The organism is Devosia sp. P3_B2 (genome assembly GCF_056402875.1).
Genome location: NZ_JBFUGO010000002.1, coordinates 342,989 through 362,639, shown reverse-complemented (window position 1 = coordinate 362,639; position 19,651 = coordinate 342,989). Strand labels below are relative to the sequence as shown.

The following is a 19,651-nucleotide window of genomic DNA, read 5'->3' as shown; positions in this document are numbered from 1 at the left end:
CCCTCGGTGGCAGCTAGCCACCTCGCCGTGCAAACCCGTCCAGCGCCGCGACCAGCGCCTCACCCATCCCGGCATCGCCGCTGGAGTGGCCGGCCCGGTCGATTACCACCAGCTCGCTGCCGGGCCAGGCCTTGGAGAGCTCCCACGCGGTCAGCAGCGGCCCCTGCAGGTCCACCCGGCCCTGCACCAGCACGCCCGGTATCCCCTTCAGCGCCCCGGCACCGCGCAGCAGCTGGCCCTCTTCCAGCCAGGCCAAATGCCGGAAGTAGTGCGTGACGATGCGACCGCGCGCCAGCATGCGGGCAGGATCCACGCCGTCCGACGCCCGCCCCGCCTGCACATTGGCCGACACCGTCACGTTGTCCCAATCATGAAAATCTCGCGCCGCCTTGGCCCGCACGTCCGGGTCGGCGTCGAACATCAGGTCGTTGTACGCGTGGACCATCCGGTCGACCGGCGTGTCCGGCGGCACGCCCGCACGGAACCGCTCCCACTGCTCGGGAAACAGCGGCGCCACGTCGCGATACATCCAGTCGATCTCCCGCTGCCGGGTCGACGTCACCCCGGCGAAAACCATCGCGGCAACCCGGTCCGGATGCAGCTGCGCGTAGGCGAGGCCCAGCGTCACGCCCCACGACATGCCGTAGATCACCCACCTGTCGACGCCGAAATACAGCCGCAGCCGCTCGATGTCGCGCAGCAGGTGCGCCGTCGTGTTCACCGAGAAATCGACGCCCTCGCCCGACGCATGCGGCGTACTCCGCCCACACCCCCGCTGGTCGAAACCGATGATCCGATATCGCGCCGGATCGAAGAACCGCCGCATCGATGGCGAAAACCCCGACCCCGGCCCACCATGCAGGATCAGCGCCGGCACCCCATCCGGATGGCCGGCCTCCTCCCAGTAGACCGCGTTGCCCTCCCCCACCTCGAGCCAGCCGCTCGCGACGGGCTCGGTGATGGGGTAGAGCGCAGCCATCAGCTCACCTTGGCGCAGAAGTCCTGGATGCGCGCCACCGCATCCTCTAGCTGAGCATTCGACGCCGCGTAGCTCAGCCGCATATGCCCGGCGAGCCCGAACGCCGTGCCATGCACCAGCGCGACGCCGGTCTCTTCGAGCAGTGCCAAGACGAAATCCGCATCCGTCGCCAGCGCCCGGCCACCGCCGGAGGTCCTCCCGAGCAGCCGCTTCACCGAAGGGAACACATAGAACGCCCCTTCCGGCGTCAGGCAATCAAGCCCGGTATTGGCGTTGAGCCCGCGCACCACCAGGTCGCGCCGGCTCTGGAACACCTCGCGCCAGCCCTTCAAGAACCCCTGCGGACCGTTCAGTGCTTCCACGGCCGCCCATTGCGAAATCGACGACGGGTTGGTGGTCGATTGGCTCTGCAGCTTGTTCATCGCCCCGAGCAGCGGCCGCGGCCCGGTGCAGTAGCCGATGCGCCAGCCGGTCATGGCGTGCGACTTCGACACGCCGTTCATCGTCAACGTCCGCTCCCGTAGCTGCGGCTCCACCCCGGCGATCGTCGCGAACGTGCCGCCGTCATAGACCAGCACTTCATAGATATCGTCGGTAAGAATGTGCACATGCGGATGCCGCAGCAGCACATCCGCCAACCCGCGCAGTTCATCCCTCGTGTAGGCAGCCCCAGTCGGGTTCGACGGCGTGTTGAGGATCAGCCACTTGGTCTTGGGCGTGATCGCCGCTTCCAGCACCTCGGGCTTCAGCTTGAAGCCGGTCGAGGCGTCGGCCACCGCGAACACCGGATCGGCGTCGCACAGCCGCACGATCTCCGGATAGCTCACCCAGTACGGCACCGGGATCACCACCTCGTCGCCGGGGTTCAGCGTGGCCATCAGCGCGTTGAAGATGATCTGCTTGCCGCCCGACGAGACGAAACAGTCCGCCGCCGTGACGTCCAGCCCGTTGTCGCGCTTGAACTTCGCGGCAACCGCTTCCTTCAGCTCGGGGATACCATCCACCGCCGTATAGCGCGTCTTGCCCGAGTTGATCGCCCGGATCGCCGCCTCGCGCACGTGCTCGGGCGTATCGAAATCCGGCTCGCCCGCTGCCAGCGAGATCACGTCCTCGCCCTGCCGCTTCATCTCCACGGCTTTGGAGTTGATCGCGACGGTGGCGGACGGCTGGATACGGCTGAGCGCTTCAGACAGGAAAGCCAAGATCATCTCCCGGAAAAATGGCCGGAAATCTCTACGGCCTCAAACCGCGGCACACAACCGGGACGTTGGTCACAAGGCTTGGGTCACAAGGCTTGGGTCACAAGGCTTGGGTCACAAGGCTTGGGGTCAAACGGCGCGCGCCGGGACCGGTACGCGAACCGGCACCGCGACAGCACCGCCGTCGGCTCGGGCCGTGCTGCTGCCGATCTCCATCGCCTGCTCGCCATCGGGCATCAGGCTGACAAGAATGGCGGCAAGTACGGCGGAAACGATCAGAGCCTTCAACGGAAGCATCCTGCACAAGAACGAACGGAAACGACGGCGCCCTTGTCGCGCCGGAGCTTTGAACGCCGACTGATACGGCCGTTCATCTGCCGCTCAGAATCGTTCAGATGCCCATCCCCGCCTGCTTCAGCAGCTGCACCCCCTGGACCCGCCAGCCGTCCTTTTCCTCGGCCAGCTGGTAGAACGCCTCGTAGAGGCTCTGGTCGTTGCCCACCAGCTTCACCTCCTGCACCACCACCTTGTCGCCCATCTTCTCGAATTTGCCGAAGCTGTGCGAGCGCGACTCCATGATCGGCGCATAGCCCGCCCCGACAATGGCGCTGAAGAATGCCTCGGCAGACGGAAACGCCACCTGGAACCCCGCCCCGGCATATTGAAACGCCCCCGGCGCATCCTTGGCCCGGAACGCCTCGATCTGGCTGGTGATGACGCTCTGCCACGGTTCGAGCGCCGTGCTCGGCGCCGTCGTCTCCTGCGCGTTCACCGCCGCCACGAGCAGCACAAAAGCGGCCAGCACGCCCGCCAGACTGGTCACGAAACGCTTCATCATCGCCTCCCTCCATCAGGTGCGCCGCGATCCCGCCACAGGATCGCCTTCAAATCGTACCCTCTTCACCGCGTTAGCAACGAAACATCCTCGCATTCGGGGGGCCTTTTCACCCCGTTGTGATCTGCCGAGTTAGCGAGTCCTCATGTCTCCCACCAAGCTCCCCCAGCCCCGCAAGACGAGGTTCAAGCAGCGCCGTCCGCTGTTCCGCAACGCGCTGAGCGCCGCGACCGCCATTTCGTTCTCCCTCACCTTCGTGGGCGCCGGCCTCGCACTGCTCTTCGGCCTCATCCCCCCGCGCACCATCACCGGGGCCGGCGAGATCGATACCGCCGTCGTTCTGCTGTTCGTGCCGCTTTGCGCGCTGCTCTTCGCCATCCTCGTCGAGGTGGTGCGCGCGATCCTCCGCGAAGGGCTGCAGCCGGCCAAGCCACGCCAGCCCAATCCCCTCTCCGCCTGGAAACCGGGACACGGCGAGAGCTGATACGGGCCACGTCGGAAAAGCATTGATTCAGCGCGTTTAGCGCCACGCCGTTCATCTTCCCGTTAGCTACGGTAATCTAGAACCGCGGTGGCGCTCGCTTCGGGCCGTACCCCGCGCTGTGTCCCCCTCGCCCCAAGGCGAGCGCGGGACGCGGCGTCAAATCATTTTGCGACTGAGGAAACCGACATGATCCGTACCGCTCCCGCTCCGCTTGGCCGCCTGCGCCCGGTGCGCACCCTCCTGCTCGGCACCATCTTTGCCGGCTTCGCCATCACCGGCGCCTCCGCCGATACGCTGAGCGTCACCGGCATCACGTCGGCCGGCGCTGCCGGGATGTACCAGGTCTCGGTCCCCACGGTCGAAGTGATCGACGGCAACATCAATGAAGGCGCAGTACGTGGCCTGTTCAGTGGCGCCCCCGGCGCGCTCGACGCATTGGCCACCCTCGACGCCAAGTCGGTCACCATCCCCGAAATCAAGATGACCTACCCCGGCTATGGCGATGGCGGCGCCCCGATGGTCGTCACCTATCGCGACGTCACCCTCACCGACGTCACCGACGGCGTCGCCGCTGCCGCCCATGTCGGCGGGGCCGATTTCACCGGCGCCGAAAAGACCACCGGCACCTTCGGCGAAATGTCGATCGGCCGCTTCGACCTTGCGGGCCTGCTCTCCTTCTACGGCCTCACCACCACCGTCACTGCCGGCACCGAGATGAAGGAGGTCTATTCCGACTTCAAGTTCTCCGGCGGCACGCTGTCGGGTGGCGACGTGTTCAAGTGCGAGTTCGGCACCGCCGCACTCGGCAGCTTCAGCGCCCGCCCGCTCAAGCAGAACTTCGCCGAGATCAATACCCTCATAATGGAAGCCGAGGCCGCGCAGAAAGCCGGCACCGAGGTCGCGCCGGCGACCGTCGACAAGCTCGTCCGCTTCTATGCCGATATATTCACCGCGTTCTCCTCGACGCCGATGACCTTCGATGGCTTCAGCTGCTCGGGCAAGGACGAGAAGGGCAACCCGCTCACCGTCGCCTCCGGCCCGATCACCGTCGGCGGCTTCCAGCCCGCCATCTACCCCGAGATATCGCTCAGCGATTTCAACATGACCGTCGAGAACGACGGCTTCCTGAACTTCGGCAACTTCACCTGGAAGAAGATGGACTTCACCGCCGCCATCGCGGCGATCGAAGCGGCCACCACGCTCGATGAAGCCTATTTCGCCGCCAATTGGCGCAAGCTCGTCCCCTATCTCGACGGCCTGAGCCTCGCCAACCTCAACATCGACGTGCCCGATCCGGAATCCTCGGGCAAGCGCATCACCGGCACGATCGGCGCCTTCGACGCGACGCTCGGCAATTATGTCAACGGCATCCCGGCCGATATCGCACTCAGCCTCGGCAACTTCATACTGCCGATCACTGCCGAAATGACTGACCTCCCGGTCGCCGACCTGCTCGCCCGCGGCATCGACAAGCTCGATATTTCGCTCGGCACCAAGCTGGCCTGGGACAAGGACACCTCGACCATCAAGGTCAATGACGTGCTGATCGACCTGGGCACGCTCGGCCGCATCAACCTCTCGGGCACCTTCGGCAACGCCACCGAGGCGCTGTTCGCCGATAACACCGACCAGGCCACCATGGCGGCTATGCTGCTCACGCTGCTCGACGTCACCGTCGAGGTCGAGGACCGCGGCATCGGCTCCATCGCCTTCGCCGCAGGCGCCAAGGATGCCGGCCAGCCTGAAGCCGCGTTCCGCACCGCGGTCGCCGGCATGGCCCAGGGCATGACCCTCGCCTTCCTCGGCAACACTGCCGAAGCCCTGACTGCGGCCCAGCAGCTCGGCACCTTCCTCAGCGGTGCTTCGCACCTCAAGCTGACGATCACCGCCAAGGATACTGCCGGCATCGGTCTCGCCGATCTCGCCGCCGCGGAAAAGGATCCGACCGCCCTCGCCGGCAAGCTCAACGTAGTCGCCGAAGCCAGCGGCGAGCCGGTCGCGCTCCCCCTCATCGAGACTCCCACCGAGTCCGTCCAGGACCAGAAGCGCGACCTCAAGGCCCCGGCTACGGCGCAGTAAGCCTGGTCTCTCCACACCCACCGAACGGCACCTCCCCCCTTGTGGGGGAGGCTGGGAGGGGGCGCCGCAAGCACCGGCCCACATCTTCTGCACCTGCAACATAGGACTCTTGTCCCCTCCTCCCCTTAGGCGCACTATGGTGGCCTGAAAGGAGGACTGCCGATGCAAGTCGAGAATATCCTTCAATCCAAGGGCCACACCGTCCACACGGTGGAAGCTGGCGCGCCGCTCTCCGAGGCCCTGCGCATTCTCAATTCCAAGAAGATCGGTGCCGTGGTCGTCGTCGACGCCAAGGGCAAGGTCGCGGGCATCCTCAGCGAGCGTGACATCGTCCGTCACCTCGAAAAGGATCCCGTCGCGGTTCTCGCCGGTCCGGTGCGAAACGTCATGACCACCAAGGTCATCACCTGCACATCTGCCGGCTCGATCTCGGACCTCATGGAAACCATGACCCGCAACCGCATCCGCCACATCCCCATCGTCGAAAACGGCAAGCTCACGGGCATCGTCTCGATCGGCGACGTGGTGAAGCGCAAGATCGAAGAAGCCGAGCAGGAAGCCAACGCGCTGAAAGAATACATCGCGTCGTAGCGATCGGCGTCACCCAGCCGGATTCAGCCACAACCTCGATGCCCACCTCCCCCTTGACGGGGGAGGCAAGCGAAGCTTGGGAGCGAAGCGACCTAGCGCAGCTCTGAGGGGGGTGCCAAGGCCACGATGTTTGCCCACCCCACCTTTCCAACCTTTCCGCGATTTCACCTTGCCGCAACGCCCCGGCAAGCCGACGCACCGCATCCTCCCCTCATTGCCGCTCACCCGATGGGAGACCACGATGACCTCGACCCGTGCCACCGTCCTCGCCGCCCTTGTCGCCGCCCTCGGCCTCACCGCCATGAGTCCCGCTTTCGCCGCCGGCCCAGATCGCCACCGTGACGAAGGCCGCACCCTCGAGTTCCGCCGCGACGCCGGCGGCAACGCCTTCCGCTTCGCCGAGTTCTCCTGCAACGACCGGGCCGCCGATCGGCTGGAGCACCGCCTCGATCGCATGGCCGGCAAGCTCGAGCTGAGCAAGGACCAGGAGAAGTTGTTCGAGGACTTCCGCACCACCGCGCTCACCGCGCAGACCGATTTCGCCGACGTGTGCGACACCATTCGTCCCGCCGCCACCGCCAGCAAGAACGAGCGCCCGGACTTGATCCAGCGCCTCGAGCAGCGCCTCAAGTTCGACGAAGCCCGCCTCGCCGCGATGAGCGAACTGCTGCCGCAGTTCAAGAGCTTCTATGCCAGCCTCACCGACCAGCAGAAGCGCGAGTTCGCCCCACGCGGCCGCGTGATCATGCAGGGCATGGAGTTCCAGCACCCGGGCAAGCACCTGCCCCATCCCCCCGCCCCGCCCGCCGGCGCCGATTTGGACGGCTGACCCCAGTCCCCGCCGGTCCCAGCCCCAACAAGACCGGCCGCGACGCCGTCCCCTGAGAAGCCCCGGTGTCCCCTCCCGCCGGGGCTTCTTTTTGCCTTGCCGACATCGGCGCGTACTGACCCCAGCCTATCTTTCGCGCCGCACCGCCCCCTTTTTCCACACGCCGTGTTGCCGCCGTCATCGCCCTCCGCTAACCATCGATCTCCCTCCTGCGAGCGCCCCGATGACCGCCCTGCCCCTCGATACCGCCCTGATCCGTGCCGAGTTCCCCGCCTTCCGCGAACCGAGCCTCGAAGGCTGGGCCTTCTTCGAGAACGCCGGCGGCTCCTACACCAGCCAGCAGGTGCTCACCCGCCTCGATCACTATTATCGCGCCACCAAGGTGCAGCCCTACGGCTTCTATCCCGCCTCGCGCGAAGCCGGTGCCGCCATGGACCTCGCGCATCGCCGCATCGCGCAGGCGCTCAATGTCGGTATGGACTGGATCCATTTCGGCCCTTCGACTTCAGGCAACACCTACACGCTCGGCCACGCCTTCGCGGGCTGGCTGAAGCCCGGCGACGCCATCGTCGTCACCAACCAGGATCACGAGGCCAATGGCGGCGCCTGGCGGCGTCTGGCTGATCGCGGCATCGTCATCCGCGAGTGGCAGGTCGACCCCGAGACCGGCCACCTCGATCCCGCCGCGCTCGACAAGCTGCTCGATTCGAAGGTCCGCGCCGTCTGCTTCCCGCACGCCTCCAACATCGTCGGCGAAATCAACCCGGTCCACGAGATCGTCCAGAAGGCCAAGAGCTTCGGCGCCGTCACCGTCGTCGACGGCGTCTCCTACGCCCCGCACGGCCTGCCCGATCTGCTCGAGCTCGGGTGCGACATCTACCTGTTCTCCGCCTACAAGGTGTACGGGCCGCACCAGGGCGTCATGGCCATCCGCCCCTCGCTGGCCTCCGAACTCCCCAACCAGGGCCATTTCTTCAACGACACCCAGCCGCGCAAGCGCCTCGTCCCCGCCGGCCCCGACCACGCCCAGATCGCCGCCTCCGCCGGTGTCGCCGACTATCTCGAGCGCGTCGGTGAACTCGCCGGCGACAGCGTCGAGGGCGCCAATCCGTTCCGCAAGGCCCACGCCGCCATGCGCCGCCAGGAGGAAATCCTCCTCGCCCCGCTGATGGAGTTCATCCGCACCCGCAACAACGTCCGCCTCATCGGCCCAAGCGATCCAGCCAAGCGCGCGCCCACCATCTCGCTGGCGCTGAACGAGCTCGCCGTCGAAGCCGCTGATCGCCTGTCGCGCCACAAGGTCATGGCCTCGGGCGGCCATTTCTACGCCTACCGCCTGCTCGAAGCCCTCGGCCTCAACCCCGGCCACGGCGTCCTCCGCGTCTCCTTCACCCACTACACCTCCGAGGCCGAAGTGCAGCAATTGATCGAAGCGCTGGATGCGGAGCTGAAGTAGGCTGTCACGTTACTTCAGGTAATGAAGATGCGAGGGCCTGGAAGATGACTGACAAACCATCGACGCAGGGAGAACCTACCCTCACCGAAGTCCTGCTCGAGGCCCTGAAGGGCGCGGCGAAGGCACACGGCGCATACGAGGCAAAGGAACTGGCCGGCGTCTACGACGACAACTGGCCCCAATGGTACGCCGAACACATGACGCACGCCCTGGAGGAGGCCGGCTACCGCCTCACCAGAGCCGAGACGACCGGCAGGTAAGCTAACCGGCCGCGAACGCTGTTTGATACCCGCTGGAGACTGCATTGGCTAAGTCGGTTTCCTACGCCAAACAAACGACCGCCAACCCCAACCCGCTGGCCCGTTTCGCGCACCGCTCGCGGCACCAGCTCTCGCTGTCATTGATCGAAAGCCACTCGCCGCCCGGCGGGTTGATCGTGGATTTCGGCGCCGGCACCGGCGAGATGTTGCACCAGCTCGGCGAACGTCGGCCGGATCTGCGGCGCGTTGCGATCGAGCCGTACATGCAAGTGCACCACGCCGGCTTCGCGCACCTGGCGAACCTCGCCCAGGTCGAGCCCGGGACCGTCGATGTCCTCACGGCGTTCGAAGTCCTGGAGCACCTCTCGGATCAGGATGTCGCCGGCTTCATCGCCGACGCAGTTCGCGCCTGCAAACCGGGCGCCACCCTCATCCTCTCCGTGCCGATCATGCAGGGGCTCGCACTGCCCTTGAAGGAACTGAACCGGATCCTGCTGTTCCGCCGTCCCTCGGACCATTCGGTGCAGGAACTACTCCAGGGCCTCATCGGGAATCCGGTGCAACGGACCTCCGATATCCGACGCTCACACAAGGGCTTCGAGCATCGCGCGCTGCGGGCCCTGATGCAGCGAACCTTCGACCTGCAATCGCATTTCAGCGCCCCCTTCACCGCGCTGCCGTGGTGGCTGAACTCCCAGTCGTTCCTGGTTTTCTCCGTCCACGACCCGAGACCGGCTACCCTGCCCTGATCGTCCTCATCGCCAAAATCCGTTCGACGCGCCCCCGCCGCACCGGCTACACAGCGCCGATGTCTCGCCCGCTCGCCGTCCTGCTTTTGCTCATCGCCACTGCCATCTGGGGCTTCGCCTTCGTCGCGCAGAAGTCCGCGATGGATTATATGGGCCCGATGACCTTTGCCGGCATCCGCTTCCTGCTCGGCGGCGTAGCGCTCCTACCCTTCGCCATCTTCGAATTCCGCGCCAAGCGTGCCAATGTCGCCGCCCTCACCCGCCAGCAATGGCTGCTGATCGGCGCACTATCGCTGACCTTCTTCCTCGCCTCCGCCATCCAGCAATACGGGCTGATCTACACCAGCGTCACCAATTCCGGGTTCCTGACTGCGCTCTACGTGCTGTTCGTGCCGCTGATCGCTTGGCTCGCCATCCGTATCCGACCGCACCCGGTGATCTATCTCGGTGCGCCGCTGGCCCTCATCGGCATCTTCTATCTCAACGGCGGCCACCTCGCGGCCTTCAACGCCGGTGACGGGCTGATGGTGCTGAGCGCGGCGTTCTGGGGCGGGCAGGTGTTCCTCATCGGCTACCTGAGCCGCCAGACCGGCCTGCCGGTGGTGCTCTCCGCCCTCAGTTTCCTCGTGGTCGGCGTGCTGTCGCTGCTCGTCGCCTTCGGCTTCGAGGCGCCCGATTTCAGCACCATCGGCAATGGCTGGCTCGAAATCCTCTATGCCGGCATCATGTCCACGGCCATCGCCTACACCCTGCAGGCCATCGGCCAGCAGCACGTGCCCGCCGCCAACGCGGCCATCATCCTCTCGGCCGAAAGCCTGTTCGCCGCGCTCGGCGGCGCGTTGCTACTGGGCGAACGCTTGCCCCCCGTCGGCTATGCCGGCGCGGCGCTCATCTTCTTTGCCATCATCATCGTGGAAGCTGTCCCGGCGCTGCAGCAGCGCCGGGTACCCGCCTAGCACTACTTCTGTCGCGTCATCGGGTACTCCTTGCAGAGCACCACGTAGATGCAGACCTTGACGTCGAGGTTGTTGGCGCTGCGCAGCGCTATGAACGCGTCGCCGGTCTGCCCGAACAGATGCAGCTTGCCCTTCCAGCGGTTCTTGCCGTTCAGCTTGGCGTGATCGAGGATCACCTTGTTGAGATACGGCCGGTTCTTGTCGGTGTCCATGTGGTCGCGCAGGCCCACCACCGTGATGCACAGCTGTGTATTGTCGTCCCCGCACAGGCTCGCCAGCCAGTCTGAACTCTTGTCCGGATGCCACATCCCAGTCACGTCGGCGCTCTGCGCCAGGCTCGGCGTCGCCATCGCCGCCGCCATCAACAAACCCAGTCCGGCTTTCAGAAACCCAGTCATGTAGCTCTCCAGCAGCCCTGCCCGCAGACTATCCGCTATGGGCTGAAAATGTCGCCATTATGAAAGTCTGTCGTCATCTGCTTGTCACGTCGCCTCAATAGCTTGCGGGTGTCCGGGGCGTCCCCGATTGCCCCGGCCTCTACCCAGTTGCACCCGCCACAATGGCAACTGGACGGTCTTTATGAGCAGGACATCGCCGCCAACTCGTATGTCCTGTGCCGAGCCCCAATTCGGCATTTTATCGGCCGCCCCCGCCAGGCGGCCGATTTTTTGTTGAGAGCTTCCGATTGGCCTCGCCGCCGCCGCCAGCCTGCGGCATGAACACCCGCATGGCCAAGCTCTACTTCTCCTACTCCACGATGAACGCCGGCAAGTCGACGCTGCTGCTCCAGGCGTCCTATAACTATGTCGAGCGCGGCATGCGCACGCTCCTCTTCACCTCTTCGCTCTATGCCGAGGGCGATGTCGGCCGCATCACCTCGCGCCTCGGCATCTCCGCCGACGCCGAGATGTTCGGCGGCGAGGACGATCTGTTCCAGCGCGTCAACGATCACCTGCAGGAATCGAAGGTCGATTGCGTCTTCGTCGACGAGGCGCAGTTCCTCACCTCAGATCAGGTCTGGCAGCTCGCCCGCGTCGCCGACCGGCTCGATGTCCCGGTGATGTGCTATGGCCTGCGCACCGATTTCCAGGGCAAGCTATTCGCCGGCTCCGCCGAACTCCTCGCTGTCGCTGACGAGCTGCGCGAAGTCCGCACCATCTGCTTCTGCGGCCGTAAGGCCACCATGGTGGTGCGCCGCGATGCCGAAGGCGGCGCCCTTCGCGAAGGCAATCAGGTCTCGATCGAGAAATCCGTCTATGTTTCCCTCTGCCGCCGCCACTGGGAAGAAGAAATCGGCCGCTGGCCCCCGAAAGGACCTCGCGCATGACCACCGAAGGCCCCGACCATAACGAGCCGCACGGCGGGCTCACTATCCGCACCCTCGCCATGCCGGCCGACACCAATCCGGCCGGCGACATCTTCGGCGGCTGGGTGATGAGCCAGATGGACATCGCCGGCGCCATCGCTGCTGTCGAGGTGGCGCGTGGCCGTGTCGTCACCGTGGCGGTCGAGGCGATGACCTTCATCGCGCCGGTCAAGGTCGGCGACATCCTTTGCGTCTACACCACCGTCGAACGCGTCGGGAACACCTCGATCACCATCGACGTCGAGTCCTGGGCCCGCCGCAATCGCCTCGCCGACCGGGTCAAGGTCACCGAGGGCCGCTTTGTCTACGTGGCGCTCGACGAAAACGGACAAAAGCGCGTCATCCCACGCTGATCCGACGCCAGTCTGAGCGCCCGGTTCAGCCCCCGTTCAGCCGCGAAGCGGCAATCTGCCCACCATCACGTCCCGGGATGGGTGGCCTCTACCCGGTGATGATGGGGGAGGCGCTGCGCGAGGGATTCCGCGCGGCGCCCTTCCTCCCCGCGGTGAGGGCCCTCCGGCCCTCATCCGCCCTGCCCCCAAACTTTCCTCCACCCTGTTGCTGCTCCACCCTTCCAACCGTCATGCGCGGGCGCTACGCTCACCTGAGTTGATCTTTCGGTTCGGGGCATTTCGATGAAGCAATTCTTGGCGAGCCTGACTGCACTGGCCGTTCTTGTTCTCGGCACTTTCGCCGCCACCGCGGCCCCGGTCGGCAGCCCGGCCTGGTCGGTCCGTCCCCTGGTGCTGTTCGAAGGGCCCGGCACTGCTTACGACGTCACCGGCGAGATCGACGGCAAGGTCCGCATCTATGTCGATCGCTGCTCCAGGCAGTGGTGCCGCGTCCATTCCGGCCGCGTCGCGGGCTGGACCAGCCTCTACGACATCGCCTTCGGCAAGGTCATCCGCCACCCGTGGCAACTCGCCCCTATCCCCTACAAGTCGGGCGGCCCGGGCCTCGTCTGCCTCTATGAAGGCCACAACTTCACCGGCGACGCGTTCTGCGCCAAGTCGGGCGCCCGCGTCCGCGATTTCCTGCTGCTGCATGCCGACAATCGCTATTCCTCCGTTTTCATCGAAGGCGATGTCTCGGTCGACCTTTGCCGCGATCGCGACTTCCACAGCTACTGCGAGCGCATCAACGACAGCGAAGGCGCCCTGCACGGCTTCCTCGACAACAACGTGAGCTCGATGCGGGTCTACTGACCGCTCGCCTCGCGCTACAGTACAAACGGTCCGCAGCCCCCGGCGCGGGCCGTTTCTTCGTTGTAATTCAGTCGATTTCCTTTCGAATCGCGAATAATCCTGTGCTCGGCCGCATTGGCGTGCAGCACACCTGCCTGCACCGATCTGCGCCCGCGGAACCGGACCCGGCCCGCCAATCAGGGAACACATCATGAAGCGTCTCCACCTCGTCGCCGCCGCAGCGCTTGCCGCGCTCGCCGGCTTAGCCGTCGCGCCTGCCTTCGCCGCCCCCAACGCCCACGTGCTGCAGGACTCCAACGTCCGCAAGACCGCCAACCCCAACTCACCGGTGGTCAACTCGGTCGATGCCGGCCAGCTGGTCACCGTCGTCGATTGCCAGGGCACCGTCTGCCTGATCCAGATCCCGGGCCCCGACGGCTGGGTGCGCCAGAACCGCCTCGGCGGCCTCAACAAGGGCAAGCCCGCCTCCAACGTGCCGTTCAGCTTCAGCTTCGGCGTCGGCGGTGACGGCAAGCCGTCCATCTCCATCGGCGTCGGCAACCAGCCCAAGCCCCAACCGCTCCCCGAGCCGGTCGAGGAAGACCAGGTCTGCTTCTACAAGAACGCCAACTTCAACGGTCAGAGCTTCTGCGTCGAGCCCGGCGACAGCGATGACGCCCTCGGCGGCAGCTGGAACGACTCGATTTCGTCGATCGAGGTGTTCGGCGATGCCGACGTGTTGGTCTGCCGCGATTTCGATCTCGAAGGCATCTGCGCCGACATCAGCTCGTCGAAGTCTTCGCTGCCTAACCAGCTCAACAACAACATCTCGTCCTTCGAAGTTAACTAACGCTCTGAGCCTGAACGCCGCCCCCGGGACGACGCCTCGTCCCTCCGGGGCGGCGTTTGCATTTTGGACGCATTCCCCACCAAGGATTGGAACTCCCTTGCCGGCCGGCCGTTCTCGCCACGCGGCGACAACACTCGAAGCCTGCCCCCAAGGAACGCCCCAGAGCGTCACAAAGAGAGGACTCCCCCCATGTACCCCATCAAATTGGCAGGAGCAGCAGCGCTGCTCCTCGGCTCCCTGTTTTTCGCCGGCGCAGCCAATGCCGCCGTCGCCACCAGCACCGTCAACGTCCGCAGCGCACCAGTGAGTGGCGCCGTCGTCGACGTGCTCCGCCCCGGCCAGGAGGTCGAGATCGACCGCTGTTCCGGCGGGTGGTGCTACGTGCTCAAGTCCGGCCCCGATGGCTGGGTCTCCGCCAGCTATCTCAGCGACGATGATTCCGGCTATGACGACGGCTCCGGTTACGACGACGGTTCGGGCTACGGTGACGAAGACGACATCGATACCCGCGTCATCGTTCCTGATCGCCCGGGCCCGGGCCGCCCCGACGTCGACGTCAGCATCGGCTTTGACGTCCCCGGCTTCAGCTTCCAGGTCGGCTCCGGCGGCTTCGACATCCGTCCCGGCCGTCCGGGCGGCACCCGTGATCGCGTCTGCTTCTACGAGCGCACAAACCTGCGCGGCGACAGCTTCTGCGCCCGCCCGGGCGAGCGTCTCGCTCGCCTCGGCCGCTGGGACGACACGATCTCGTCCATCGAAGTCCGCGGCGATGCCCAGGCTCTCATCTGCGAACGCCCCAACTTCAACGGCCGCTGCATCGTCATCTCGCGCACCGTCGGCAACCTCCGTGGCGCCACCGGCGAAATCAGCTCTATCCGCGTCCGCTAACCCGGCTCGCTTCGCCCCCCCCGAACGCCGCCCCTCACAGGGCGGCGTTTTTCATCGTGCTAGCGCCGGAAGATCGCGTCGAGCAGCTGCCGCTCGATCCGCGCCAGGTCCTCGGCGCCACGCAGGCGCGGGCGCTCGTGTTCGACCAAGACGTCGAGCACGATATGCCCCTCGTCCAGCACGATCACCCGGTCCGCCAGCGCCACCGCCTCGCCGACATCGTGCGTGACGAACAGCGCGGTAAACCCCTGCTCCCGCCACACCCGCTCGACCAGTCCCTGCATGGTGATGCGCGTCAGCGCATCCAGTGCCCCTAGCGGTTCGTCGAGAGCCAGGAAGTCCGGCCGGCTGACCAGCGCCCGAGCCAGCGCCACGCGCTGCCGCTGCCCGCCCGATAGTTGCGACGGCCAATCGTCTGCCTTCTCGTCGAGCTGCACCTCGCGCAGCGCCGCCAGCGACTTGTCCCGCGCCGTGCGGCCGGTCTGACCCGGTCCCAGTCCCACCGCCACATTGCCGGCGACGCGTTCCCACGGCAGCAGCCGCGGCTCCTGGAACACGATCCGGGCATTCGGCGTCACCGTCTCGCCGGCCGAACCAATGAAACTGATCCGTCCAGCGGTAGGCTCGTCGAGCCCAGATAGCAGCCGCAGCAACGTGCTCTTGCCGCACCCACTCTTGCCGACGATGGCGAGAAACTGCCCGGCCGGCACCTCGAGATCGAGGCCGCGCAACACCGAGACATTGCCGAACGACTTATCCAGCCCCTCGATGCGGATGCCGACCGCGCCGCTGCGCTCTACCGCAGGGGACGGCGCCCGCGGGCCATACTCGGGCTCGATCGTCTTGCCCCACGCGTTGAACTTGCGTGCTGGTTCGATGTGGCTCATTGGATCACCCTTTCGCCGGAGTCAGGTATGCGGGATGCCATTGCAGCGTCCGCCGTTCGAGGAAGCGCGCCGTGGCGTCGGCCAGCTTGCCGAGCAGCGCGTAGATCACCAGCGCCAGCACCACCACGTCGGTCATCATGAATTCGCGCGCCGAGTTCGCCATGTGCCCGATGCCCGACGATGCATTCATCGTCTCGGCCACGATCAACGTCAGCCACATGATGCCGAGCGAGAACCGAAGCCCCACAAAGATCGAGGGCAGCGCGCCCGGGAAGATCACCTTGCGGAACAGCGTCCAGCCGCTCATCCCGTACACCCGCCCCATCTCGATCAGCTGCGGATCAACCGTCCGCACCCCGTGCAGCGTGTTGAGATAGATCGGGAAGAACACCCCGAGCGAGGTGAGGAACAGCTTCGCCTCCTCGCCGATCCCGAACCACAGGATCACCAGCGGAATCAGCGCCAGGTTGGGAATGGTGCGGATCATCTGCAGCGTCGTATCGGTGAGCCGGTGCGACAGGCTCGAGACACCATTGGCGAGCCCGAGCAGAAAGCCGATCGAGCCGCCCACGAAGAGCCCCGACAGCGCCCGCTGCGCGCTCACCGCGATATTGACCCCAAGCTCGCCCGAGATCGTCTTGTCCCAGAAGGCACGGAGAACATCGAGCGGCGCCGGCATTAGCCGGTTGCCGATCAATCCCAGGCTCGACGCAACCTGCCATGCGACGACGATGGCCGTCGGCAGAAGCAGGGGCAGCGCACCGCCCAGCCGGGACGAAATCCAGCGGCCGGTCTGGCGGAGGTTTGGCCCGCCCGGCAGGGCGGCCTGTTTGGGAAGATCGGCAACCAGGGTCATTTGGCCTCTCCTCAGAGCTCGGGCGCGTACCAGAAGACGTCGGCGATCGAGAGCTTCTTGGGAATGATCCCGAGACCGAAGAACTCGTCGGCGAGCGCCTGCTGGTAGGCGAGGATGGTTTCGTCGAGCGGCTGGATGGCGCCGAGGTCGGCGCCCTTGCGGGTGAGGGCGATCTTCTGGATCGGCTCGGGCACGCCGGTCACCGCGGAGATCTTGCCCACGGTGGCTTCGATATCGGCCTGTGCAGCCTTGCCCACCTTGGCGAGCTCGTCGATCACCTCGGCGACGATCGTCGGGTTGGCCTTGGCGTAGCCGCCATTGGCCAGGTAATAGCCCCAGGAGTCGACGATGCCTTCGGTCGTCACCAGCACGCGCGTGTCCGGCGCCTGTTCGGCGATCGCATAGTAGGGATCCCAGATGATCCAGGCGTCTAGCTGGTTGCTGGCAAAGGCCGGCGCCGCATCGGGCGGGCCCAGGTCCAGCGCGTCGATGTCGGCCAGCGTCAGCCCGGCGGTGCGCAGCGCCTTCACCGCAAAGTTATGCGCGCTGGAGCCGCGCTTGAACGCCACCTTCTTGCCCTTGAGGTCGGCGATCGACTGGATCGGCGAGTCCTTTTTGACGAGGATGGCCGAGCCGGCAACGCTGCTCTTGCTGGCCGCGACATAGACCAGGTCACCACCCGCCGCCTGTGCGAAAAGCGGGGGAATGTCGCCGGTCGAACCGAAGTCGATGGCGTTCGCGCCGAGCGCTTCGAGCAACGGCGGGCCCGAGGTGAACTCCGCCCAGGTCACCGTGATGCCGAGCGGCGCCAGGCGCTTTTCGATATCGCCCGAGGCCTTGGCGAGGGCGAACACGCCCCCCTTCTGCCAGCCGATGCGGAATTCCTTGGCCGTGTCCTGGGCTCGTGCCACGCCCGGCAGGATGCTCAGCGCCGACGCGGCGGCAAATAGCTTCAGTGTCGATCTGCGATCGATCATGGTCGTCTCCATCAGAATTGTTAAAAGTCAGGCGATGGCGCGCAGCGGCTCGGCCGCCTCGACGCGCTTGCTTTGCAGCCGCCAGGTGAGTTCTTCGGCCACCCGTTCGATCCGCCCCAGCAGCAGCGGGTTGTGCGGCTGGTAATCGACGAAATCCGGCTCGGTGGCATAGATGCCGGTAGCGATGATGTCGGCCGAAAAGAACGCAAACAGCGGCCTCAGCCCGTGGTCGATCACCAACGCATGCCGCTCGCTGCCGCCGGTCGCCGACAACACGATAGGCTTGTCCTTCAGCGCCTTGGGTTCGATCAGGTCGAACAGGTGCTTGAACAGGCCCGTATACGTCCCCTTGTATACCGGCGAGCCGACGATCAGCGCATCCGCGGTGGTGATCTCCGCGATCAGCTCCTGCAGATCCTGCGGCGCCTGCCGCGGGTCCAGCGTCGAGCCCAGCGAGGGGTGGATCTCCGTCAGGTCATAGATCGACACCGCTGCGCCCGAACGCTTCGCCGCGGCGTCGGCTATGGCCTCGACGAGGTTGCGGGTACGCGAGGGTTGCGACGACGAGCCGGCAAAGCCGACGATCTTGAGGTTGTTGGTCATCACGCGCTCCGCTCTTCCAGGGTTTCGGCACGCTCGACAAACCGATTGACCGGCCGCTTGAGGCCAAGGTTCTCCCTGAGCGTCGTGCCTTCGTATTCGGTCCGGAACCAGCCGCGCTTCTGCAGCACCGGCACCACCTGGTCGACGAAGTCGGTGAGCCCAGTCGGCAGCACCGGCGGCATGATGTTGAACCCGTCCGCCGCCCCACCGTGGAACCACTCACCGATCGCATCGGCCACCTGCTCGGGCGTCCCGACCACTGTCCGGTGCCCACGAGCCGTGGCGAGCGACAGATACAGCTCACGCAGCGTCAGCCCGCGCGCCGCGAGGTCCGACACCAGCTTCAGCCGGCTCTTGTTGAGCTCGGTATCGGTTGGCAGCGGCGGCGCCTTGTCGTCGAGCGAATAGCCCGAGAGATCGACCCCGACATAATATTGCTTGAGGATCGACCAGGCGATCGTCGGGTGCACCAGCGACTGGATGAACTCGTAGTTCTCCTGCGCTTCCTTCTCCGTCCCGCCCAGCACCGGGAAGATCCCGGGCATGATCAGCAGTTGCTCCGGCCGCCGGCCGAACTTGGCGAGCCGCCCCTTCACGTCGGAATAGAACTCCTGCGCATCGGCCAGCGTCTGGTTGGCGGTGAAAATCACCTCCGCCGTCCGCGCCGCCAGTTCACGGCCCGGCTCAGAAGCGCCGGCCTGCACCACCACCGGCCGGCCCTGCGGCGAGCGCGCCACGTTGAGCGGCCCGGCGACATCGAAGAACTTGCCGTGGTGGTTGACCTTGTGGACCTTGCTGGGGTCGAGAAAGATGCCGCTCTCTTTGTCGCGGATCAGCGCATCGTCCTCGTAGCTGTCCCAGAGGTCGAGGACGAGATCGACGACTTCCTCGGCGCGCTCGTAGCGATTGGCATGCGCCGGGTGGCCGGCAATGGAGAAGTTCTTCGACACATCGGCGCCAGTCGTCACCACGTTCCAGGCACCGCGGCCCTTCGAGACATGGTCCAGCGAGGCGAACTTGCGCGCCAGGAGGTACGGGTCCTCGTACGTCGTCGAAGCCGTCGCCACGAACCCGATGTGACTGGTCACCTGCGACAGCGCCGACCACAGCGTCACCGGCTCGAAATGCGCCGAATGGCTGACCCGGCTGCGTGTCTCGGGGTCCTTGTCGCCATCCCAACCCGCCGGGCTGTCGGCCACGAACACCAGGTCGAACTTGCCGGCTTCCGCCGTCTCGGCCAGCCCGCGATAGTGGTCGATGCTGTGCCCGGCGTCGGCGTCCGCATCCGGATGGCGCCAGGCCGCGATATGGTGCCCAGTCGCCATGATGAAGGCGCCGAGCTTGAGCTGTCTGTTCTCGGTGGTCATTTCGGCATCTGTCCCCGGTGCCGTGCTCCATGCCCGGCTTCGATGCCTATTAAACTACTAAATCACTATACATTGTCGACTGATGGCTTTGCGCCGATCTCGCGCTTCAGGAGCTTTTTTTGCCCTGTGGAACCGAATTCCCGGGAACGGCGAGCCCCGCGACTCAAAACTGAGTGGTTTCCGCAACCGACGTTCAGCGCCTTATCAACGCCATATGCTGCTCTGTCGCCGGCCGCACCACCCAGCACTTCCACCA

The 19,651-nt window shown here is 65.7% G+C and carries 23 protein-coding genes; 13 read left to right on the top strand and 10 right to left on the bottom strand.

The features are described 5' to 3' along the window. Positions 1–13: 13 nt before the first annotated feature. From pip to AC1DV8_RS04590, 4 genes are all read right to left on the bottom strand, one after another. Positions 14–979, bottom strand: a complete 966-nt coding sequence (pip, locus tag AC1DV8_RS04605) for a prolyl aminopeptidase (RefSeq protein WP_477156641.1) — start codon at positions 977–979, stop codon at positions 14–16. Continuing rightward, a complete protein-coding gene (locus AC1DV8_RS04600; protein ID WP_477156640.1) occupies positions 979–2,181 on the bottom strand; it encodes a pyridoxal phosphate-dependent aminotransferase in 1,203 nt (400 codons plus the stop codon). Before AC1DV8_RS04600 ends, pip begins: the two co-directional genes overlap by 1 nt. 126 nt (positions 2,182–2,307) lie before the next feature. After that, on the bottom strand, positions 2,308–2,466 hold the full coding sequence (locus tag AC1DV8_RS04595; protein WP_477148874.1) for a hypothetical protein: 159 nt from the start codon (positions 2,464–2,466) through the stop codon (positions 2,308–2,310). Positions 2,467–2,569: 103 nt separating this feature from the next. Next, positions 2,570–3,016, bottom strand: a complete 447-nt coding sequence (locus tag AC1DV8_RS04590; RefSeq protein WP_477148873.1) for a DUF4864 domain-containing protein — start codon at positions 3,014–3,016, stop codon at positions 2,570–2,572. A 142-nt stretch (positions 3,017–3,158) separates the two neighbouring features. On the opposite strand from AC1DV8_RS04590, the gene AC1DV8_RS04585 reads away from it, so the two are divergent. From AC1DV8_RS04585 to AC1DV8_RS04550, 8 genes are all read left to right on the top strand, one after another. After that, positions 3,159–3,497: a hypothetical protein gene (locus AC1DV8_RS04585; RefSeq protein WP_477156639.1), complete on the top strand. Its 339-nt coding sequence runs from the start codon at positions 3,159–3,161 to the stop codon at positions 3,495–3,497. A 186-nt stretch (positions 3,498–3,683) separates the two neighbouring features. Beyond that, on the top strand, positions 3,684–5,576 hold the full coding sequence (locus tag AC1DV8_RS04580) for a hypothetical protein (protein ID WP_477156638.1): 1,893 nt from the start codon (positions 3,684–3,686) through the stop codon (positions 5,574–5,576). A gap of 162 nt (positions 5,577–5,738) precedes the next feature. Further along, positions 5,739–6,167 carry a CBS domain-containing protein gene (locus AC1DV8_RS04575; RefSeq protein WP_477148870.1) on the top strand — a complete coding sequence of 143 codons (429 nt, stop codon included), beginning with the start codon at positions 5,739–5,741 and terminating at the stop codon, positions 6,165–6,167. A gap of 241 nt (positions 6,168–6,408) precedes the next feature. Continuing rightward, positions 6,409–6,996 (top strand): Spy/CpxP family protein refolding chaperone, encoded by a 588-nt coding sequence (locus AC1DV8_RS04570; RefSeq protein WP_477156637.1) that lies wholly within the window; start codon positions 6,409–6,411, stop codon positions 6,994–6,996. Positions 6,997–7,219: 223 nt separating this feature from the next. Continuing rightward, a complete protein-coding gene (locus tag AC1DV8_RS04565; RefSeq protein WP_477156636.1) occupies positions 7,220–8,452 on the top strand; it encodes an aminotransferase class V-fold PLP-dependent enzyme in 1,233 nt (410 codons plus the stop codon). A gap of 44 nt (positions 8,453–8,496) precedes the next feature. Further along, on the top strand, positions 8,497–8,712 hold the full coding sequence (locus tag AC1DV8_RS04560) for a hypothetical protein (RefSeq protein WP_477156635.1): 216 nt from the start codon (positions 8,497–8,499) through the stop codon (positions 8,710–8,712). 44 nt (positions 8,713–8,756) lie between these two features. Continuing rightward, the gene (locus AC1DV8_RS04555) at positions 8,757–9,461 is read left to right on the top strand and encodes a class I SAM-dependent methyltransferase (protein ID WP_477156634.1); all 705 of its coding nucleotides are present in this window, start codon (positions 8,757–8,759) and stop codon (positions 9,459–9,461) included. Positions 9,462–9,520: 59 nt separating this feature from the next. Then, positions 9,521–10,417, top strand: coding sequence for a DMT family transporter (locus AC1DV8_RS04550; protein WP_477156633.1), 897 nt, complete (start codon positions 9,521–9,523; stop codon positions 10,415–10,417). Positions 10,418–10,419: 2 nt separating this feature from the next. Here the strand turns inward: AC1DV8_RS04550 and AC1DV8_RS04545 are convergent, their stop codons facing one another. After that, positions 10,420–10,815 carry a DUF2147 domain-containing protein gene (locus AC1DV8_RS04545; protein WP_477148864.1) on the bottom strand — a complete coding sequence of 132 codons (396 nt, stop codon included), beginning with the start codon at positions 10,813–10,815 and terminating at the stop codon, positions 10,420–10,422. Positions 10,816–11,144: 329 nt separating this feature from the next. Between AC1DV8_RS04545 and AC1DV8_RS04540 the strand changes: the two genes are divergently transcribed. The 5 genes from AC1DV8_RS04540 (at position 11,145) to AC1DV8_RS04520 (ending at position 14,705) form a co-directional block, all read left to right on the top strand. Continuing rightward, positions 11,145–11,744, top strand: coding sequence for a thymidine kinase (locus tag AC1DV8_RS04540; protein WP_477148863.1), 600 nt, complete (start codon positions 11,145–11,147; stop codon positions 11,742–11,744). Continuing rightward, positions 11,741–12,136, top strand: a complete 396-nt coding sequence (locus tag AC1DV8_RS04535) for an acyl-CoA thioesterase (protein WP_477148862.1) — start codon at positions 11,741–11,743, stop codon at positions 12,134–12,136. Before AC1DV8_RS04540 ends, AC1DV8_RS04535 begins: the two co-directional genes overlap by 4 nt. 282 nt (positions 12,137–12,418) lie before the next feature. Next, positions 12,419–12,988 carry a peptidase inhibitor family I36 protein gene (locus tag AC1DV8_RS04530; RefSeq protein WP_477156632.1) on the top strand — a complete coding sequence of 190 codons (570 nt, stop codon included), beginning with the start codon at positions 12,419–12,421 and terminating at the stop codon, positions 12,986–12,988. Between the two features lie 190 nt (positions 12,989–13,178). Then, entirely contained in the window at positions 13,179–13,817 is a 639-nt protein-coding gene (locus tag AC1DV8_RS04525; protein WP_477156631.1) for a peptidase inhibitor family I36 protein, read from the top strand. A gap of 189 nt (positions 13,818–14,006) precedes the next feature. Next, complete coding sequence (locus tag AC1DV8_RS04520; RefSeq protein WP_477156630.1) at positions 14,007–14,705, top strand: SH3 domain-containing protein; 699 nt, start codon at positions 14,007–14,009, stop codon at positions 14,703–14,705. 59 nt (positions 14,706–14,764) lie between these two features. On the opposite strand, the gene AC1DV8_RS04515 is transcribed toward AC1DV8_RS04520, so the two are convergent. The 5 genes from AC1DV8_RS04515 to AC1DV8_RS04495 are packed head-to-tail and all read right to left on the bottom strand — an operon-like array spanning position 14,765 to position 19,395. Beyond that, positions 14,765–15,592: an ABC transporter ATP-binding protein gene (locus AC1DV8_RS04515; protein ID WP_477156629.1), complete on the bottom strand. Its 828-nt coding sequence runs from the start codon at positions 15,590–15,592 to the stop codon at positions 14,765–14,767. 4 nt (positions 15,593–15,596) lie between these two features. After that, positions 15,597–16,448: an ABC transporter permease subunit gene (locus tag AC1DV8_RS04510; protein WP_477156628.1), complete on the bottom strand. Its 852-nt coding sequence runs from the start codon at positions 16,446–16,448 to the stop codon at positions 15,597–15,599. A gap of 11 nt (positions 16,449–16,459) precedes the next feature. Next, positions 16,460–17,425: an aliphatic sulfonate ABC transporter substrate-binding protein gene (locus AC1DV8_RS04505; protein WP_477148856.1), complete on the bottom strand. Its 966-nt coding sequence runs from the start codon at positions 17,423–17,425 to the stop codon at positions 16,460–16,462. 27 nt (positions 17,426–17,452) lie between these two features. Continuing rightward, positions 17,453–18,028: an FMN reductase gene (gene msuE / locus AC1DV8_RS04500; protein WP_477156627.1), complete on the bottom strand. Its 576-nt coding sequence runs from the start codon at positions 18,026–18,028 to the stop codon at positions 17,453–17,455. Beyond that, positions 18,028–19,395 carry an LLM class flavin-dependent oxidoreductase gene (locus AC1DV8_RS04495; RefSeq protein ID WP_477156626.1) on the bottom strand — a complete coding sequence of 456 codons (1,368 nt, stop codon included), beginning with the start codon at positions 19,393–19,395 and terminating at the stop codon, positions 18,028–18,030. Before AC1DV8_RS04495 ends, msuE begins: the two co-directional genes overlap by 1 nt. Positions 19,396–19,651 lie beyond the last annotated feature (256 nt).

Bases quoted from the DNA above. Each gene is read 5' to 3' on its own strand.
- AC1DV8_RS04575 (WP_477148870.1), top strand. From the start codon at position 5,739: ATGCAAGTCGAGAATATCCTTCAATCCAAGGGCCACACCGTCCACACG.
- AC1DV8_RS04515 (WP_477156629.1), bottom strand. From the start codon at position 15,592: ATGAGCCACATCGAACCAGCACGCAAGTTCAACGCGTGGGGCAAGACG.
- AC1DV8_RS04520 (WP_477156630.1), top strand. From the start codon at position 14,007: ATGTACCCCATCAAATTGGCAGGAGCAGCAGCGCTGCTCCTCGGCTCC.
- AC1DV8_RS04560 (WP_477156635.1), top strand. From the start codon at position 8,497: ATGACTGACAAACCATCGACGCAGGGAGAACCTACCCTCACCGAAGTC.
- AC1DV8_RS04540 (WP_477148863.1), top strand. From the start codon at position 11,145: ATGGCCAAGCTCTACTTCTCCTACTCCACGATGAACGCCGGCAAGTCG.
- msuE (WP_477156627.1), bottom strand. From the start codon at position 18,028: ATGACCAACAACCTCAAGATCGTCGGCTTTGCCGGCTCGTCGTCGCAA.
- AC1DV8_RS04535 (WP_477148862.1), top strand. From the start codon at position 11,741: ATGACCACCGAAGGCCCCGACCATAACGAGCCGCACGGCGGGCTCACT.
- AC1DV8_RS04530 (WP_477156632.1), top strand. From the start codon at position 12,419: ATGAAGCAATTCTTGGCGAGCCTGACTGCACTGGCCGTTCTTGTTCTC.
- AC1DV8_RS04565 (WP_477156636.1), top strand. From the start codon at position 7,220: ATGACCGCCCTGCCCCTCGATACCGCCCTGATCCGTGCCGAGTTCCCC.
- AC1DV8_RS04525 (WP_477156631.1), top strand. From the start codon at position 13,179: ATGAAGCGTCTCCACCTCGTCGCCGCCGCAGCGCTTGCCGCGCTCGCC.
- AC1DV8_RS04510 (WP_477156628.1), bottom strand. From the start codon at position 16,448: ATGACCCTGGTTGCCGATCTTCCCAAACAGGCCGCCCTGCCGGGCGGG.
- pip (WP_477156641.1), bottom strand. From the start codon at position 979: ATGGCTGCGCTCTACCCCATCACCGAGCCCGTCGCGAGCGGCTGGCTC.
- AC1DV8_RS04545 (WP_477148864.1), bottom strand. From the start codon at position 10,815: ATGACTGGGTTTCTGAAAGCCGGACTGGGTTTGTTGATGGCGGCGGCG.
- AC1DV8_RS04550 (WP_477156633.1), top strand. From the start codon at position 9,521: ATGTCTCGCCCGCTCGCCGTCCTGCTTTTGCTCATCGCCACTGCCATC.
- AC1DV8_RS04580 (WP_477156638.1), top strand. From the start codon at position 3,684: ATGATCCGTACCGCTCCCGCTCCGCTTGGCCGCCTGCGCCCGGTGCGC.
- AC1DV8_RS04590 (WP_477148873.1), bottom strand. From the start codon at position 3,016: ATGATGAAGCGTTTCGTGACCAGTCTGGCGGGCGTGCTGGCCGCTTTT.
- AC1DV8_RS04495 (WP_477156626.1), bottom strand. From the start codon at position 19,395: ATGACCACCGAGAACAGACAGCTCAAGCTCGGCGCCTTCATCATGGCG.
- AC1DV8_RS04570 (WP_477156637.1), top strand. From the start codon at position 6,409: ATGACCTCGACCCGTGCCACCGTCCTCGCCGCCCTTGTCGCCGCCCTC.
- AC1DV8_RS04505 (WP_477148856.1), bottom strand. From the start codon at position 17,425: ATGATCGATCGCAGATCGACACTGAAGCTATTTGCCGCCGCGTCGGCG.
- AC1DV8_RS04585 (WP_477156639.1), top strand. From the start codon at position 3,159: ATGTCTCCCACCAAGCTCCCCCAGCCCCGCAAGACGAGGTTCAAGCAG.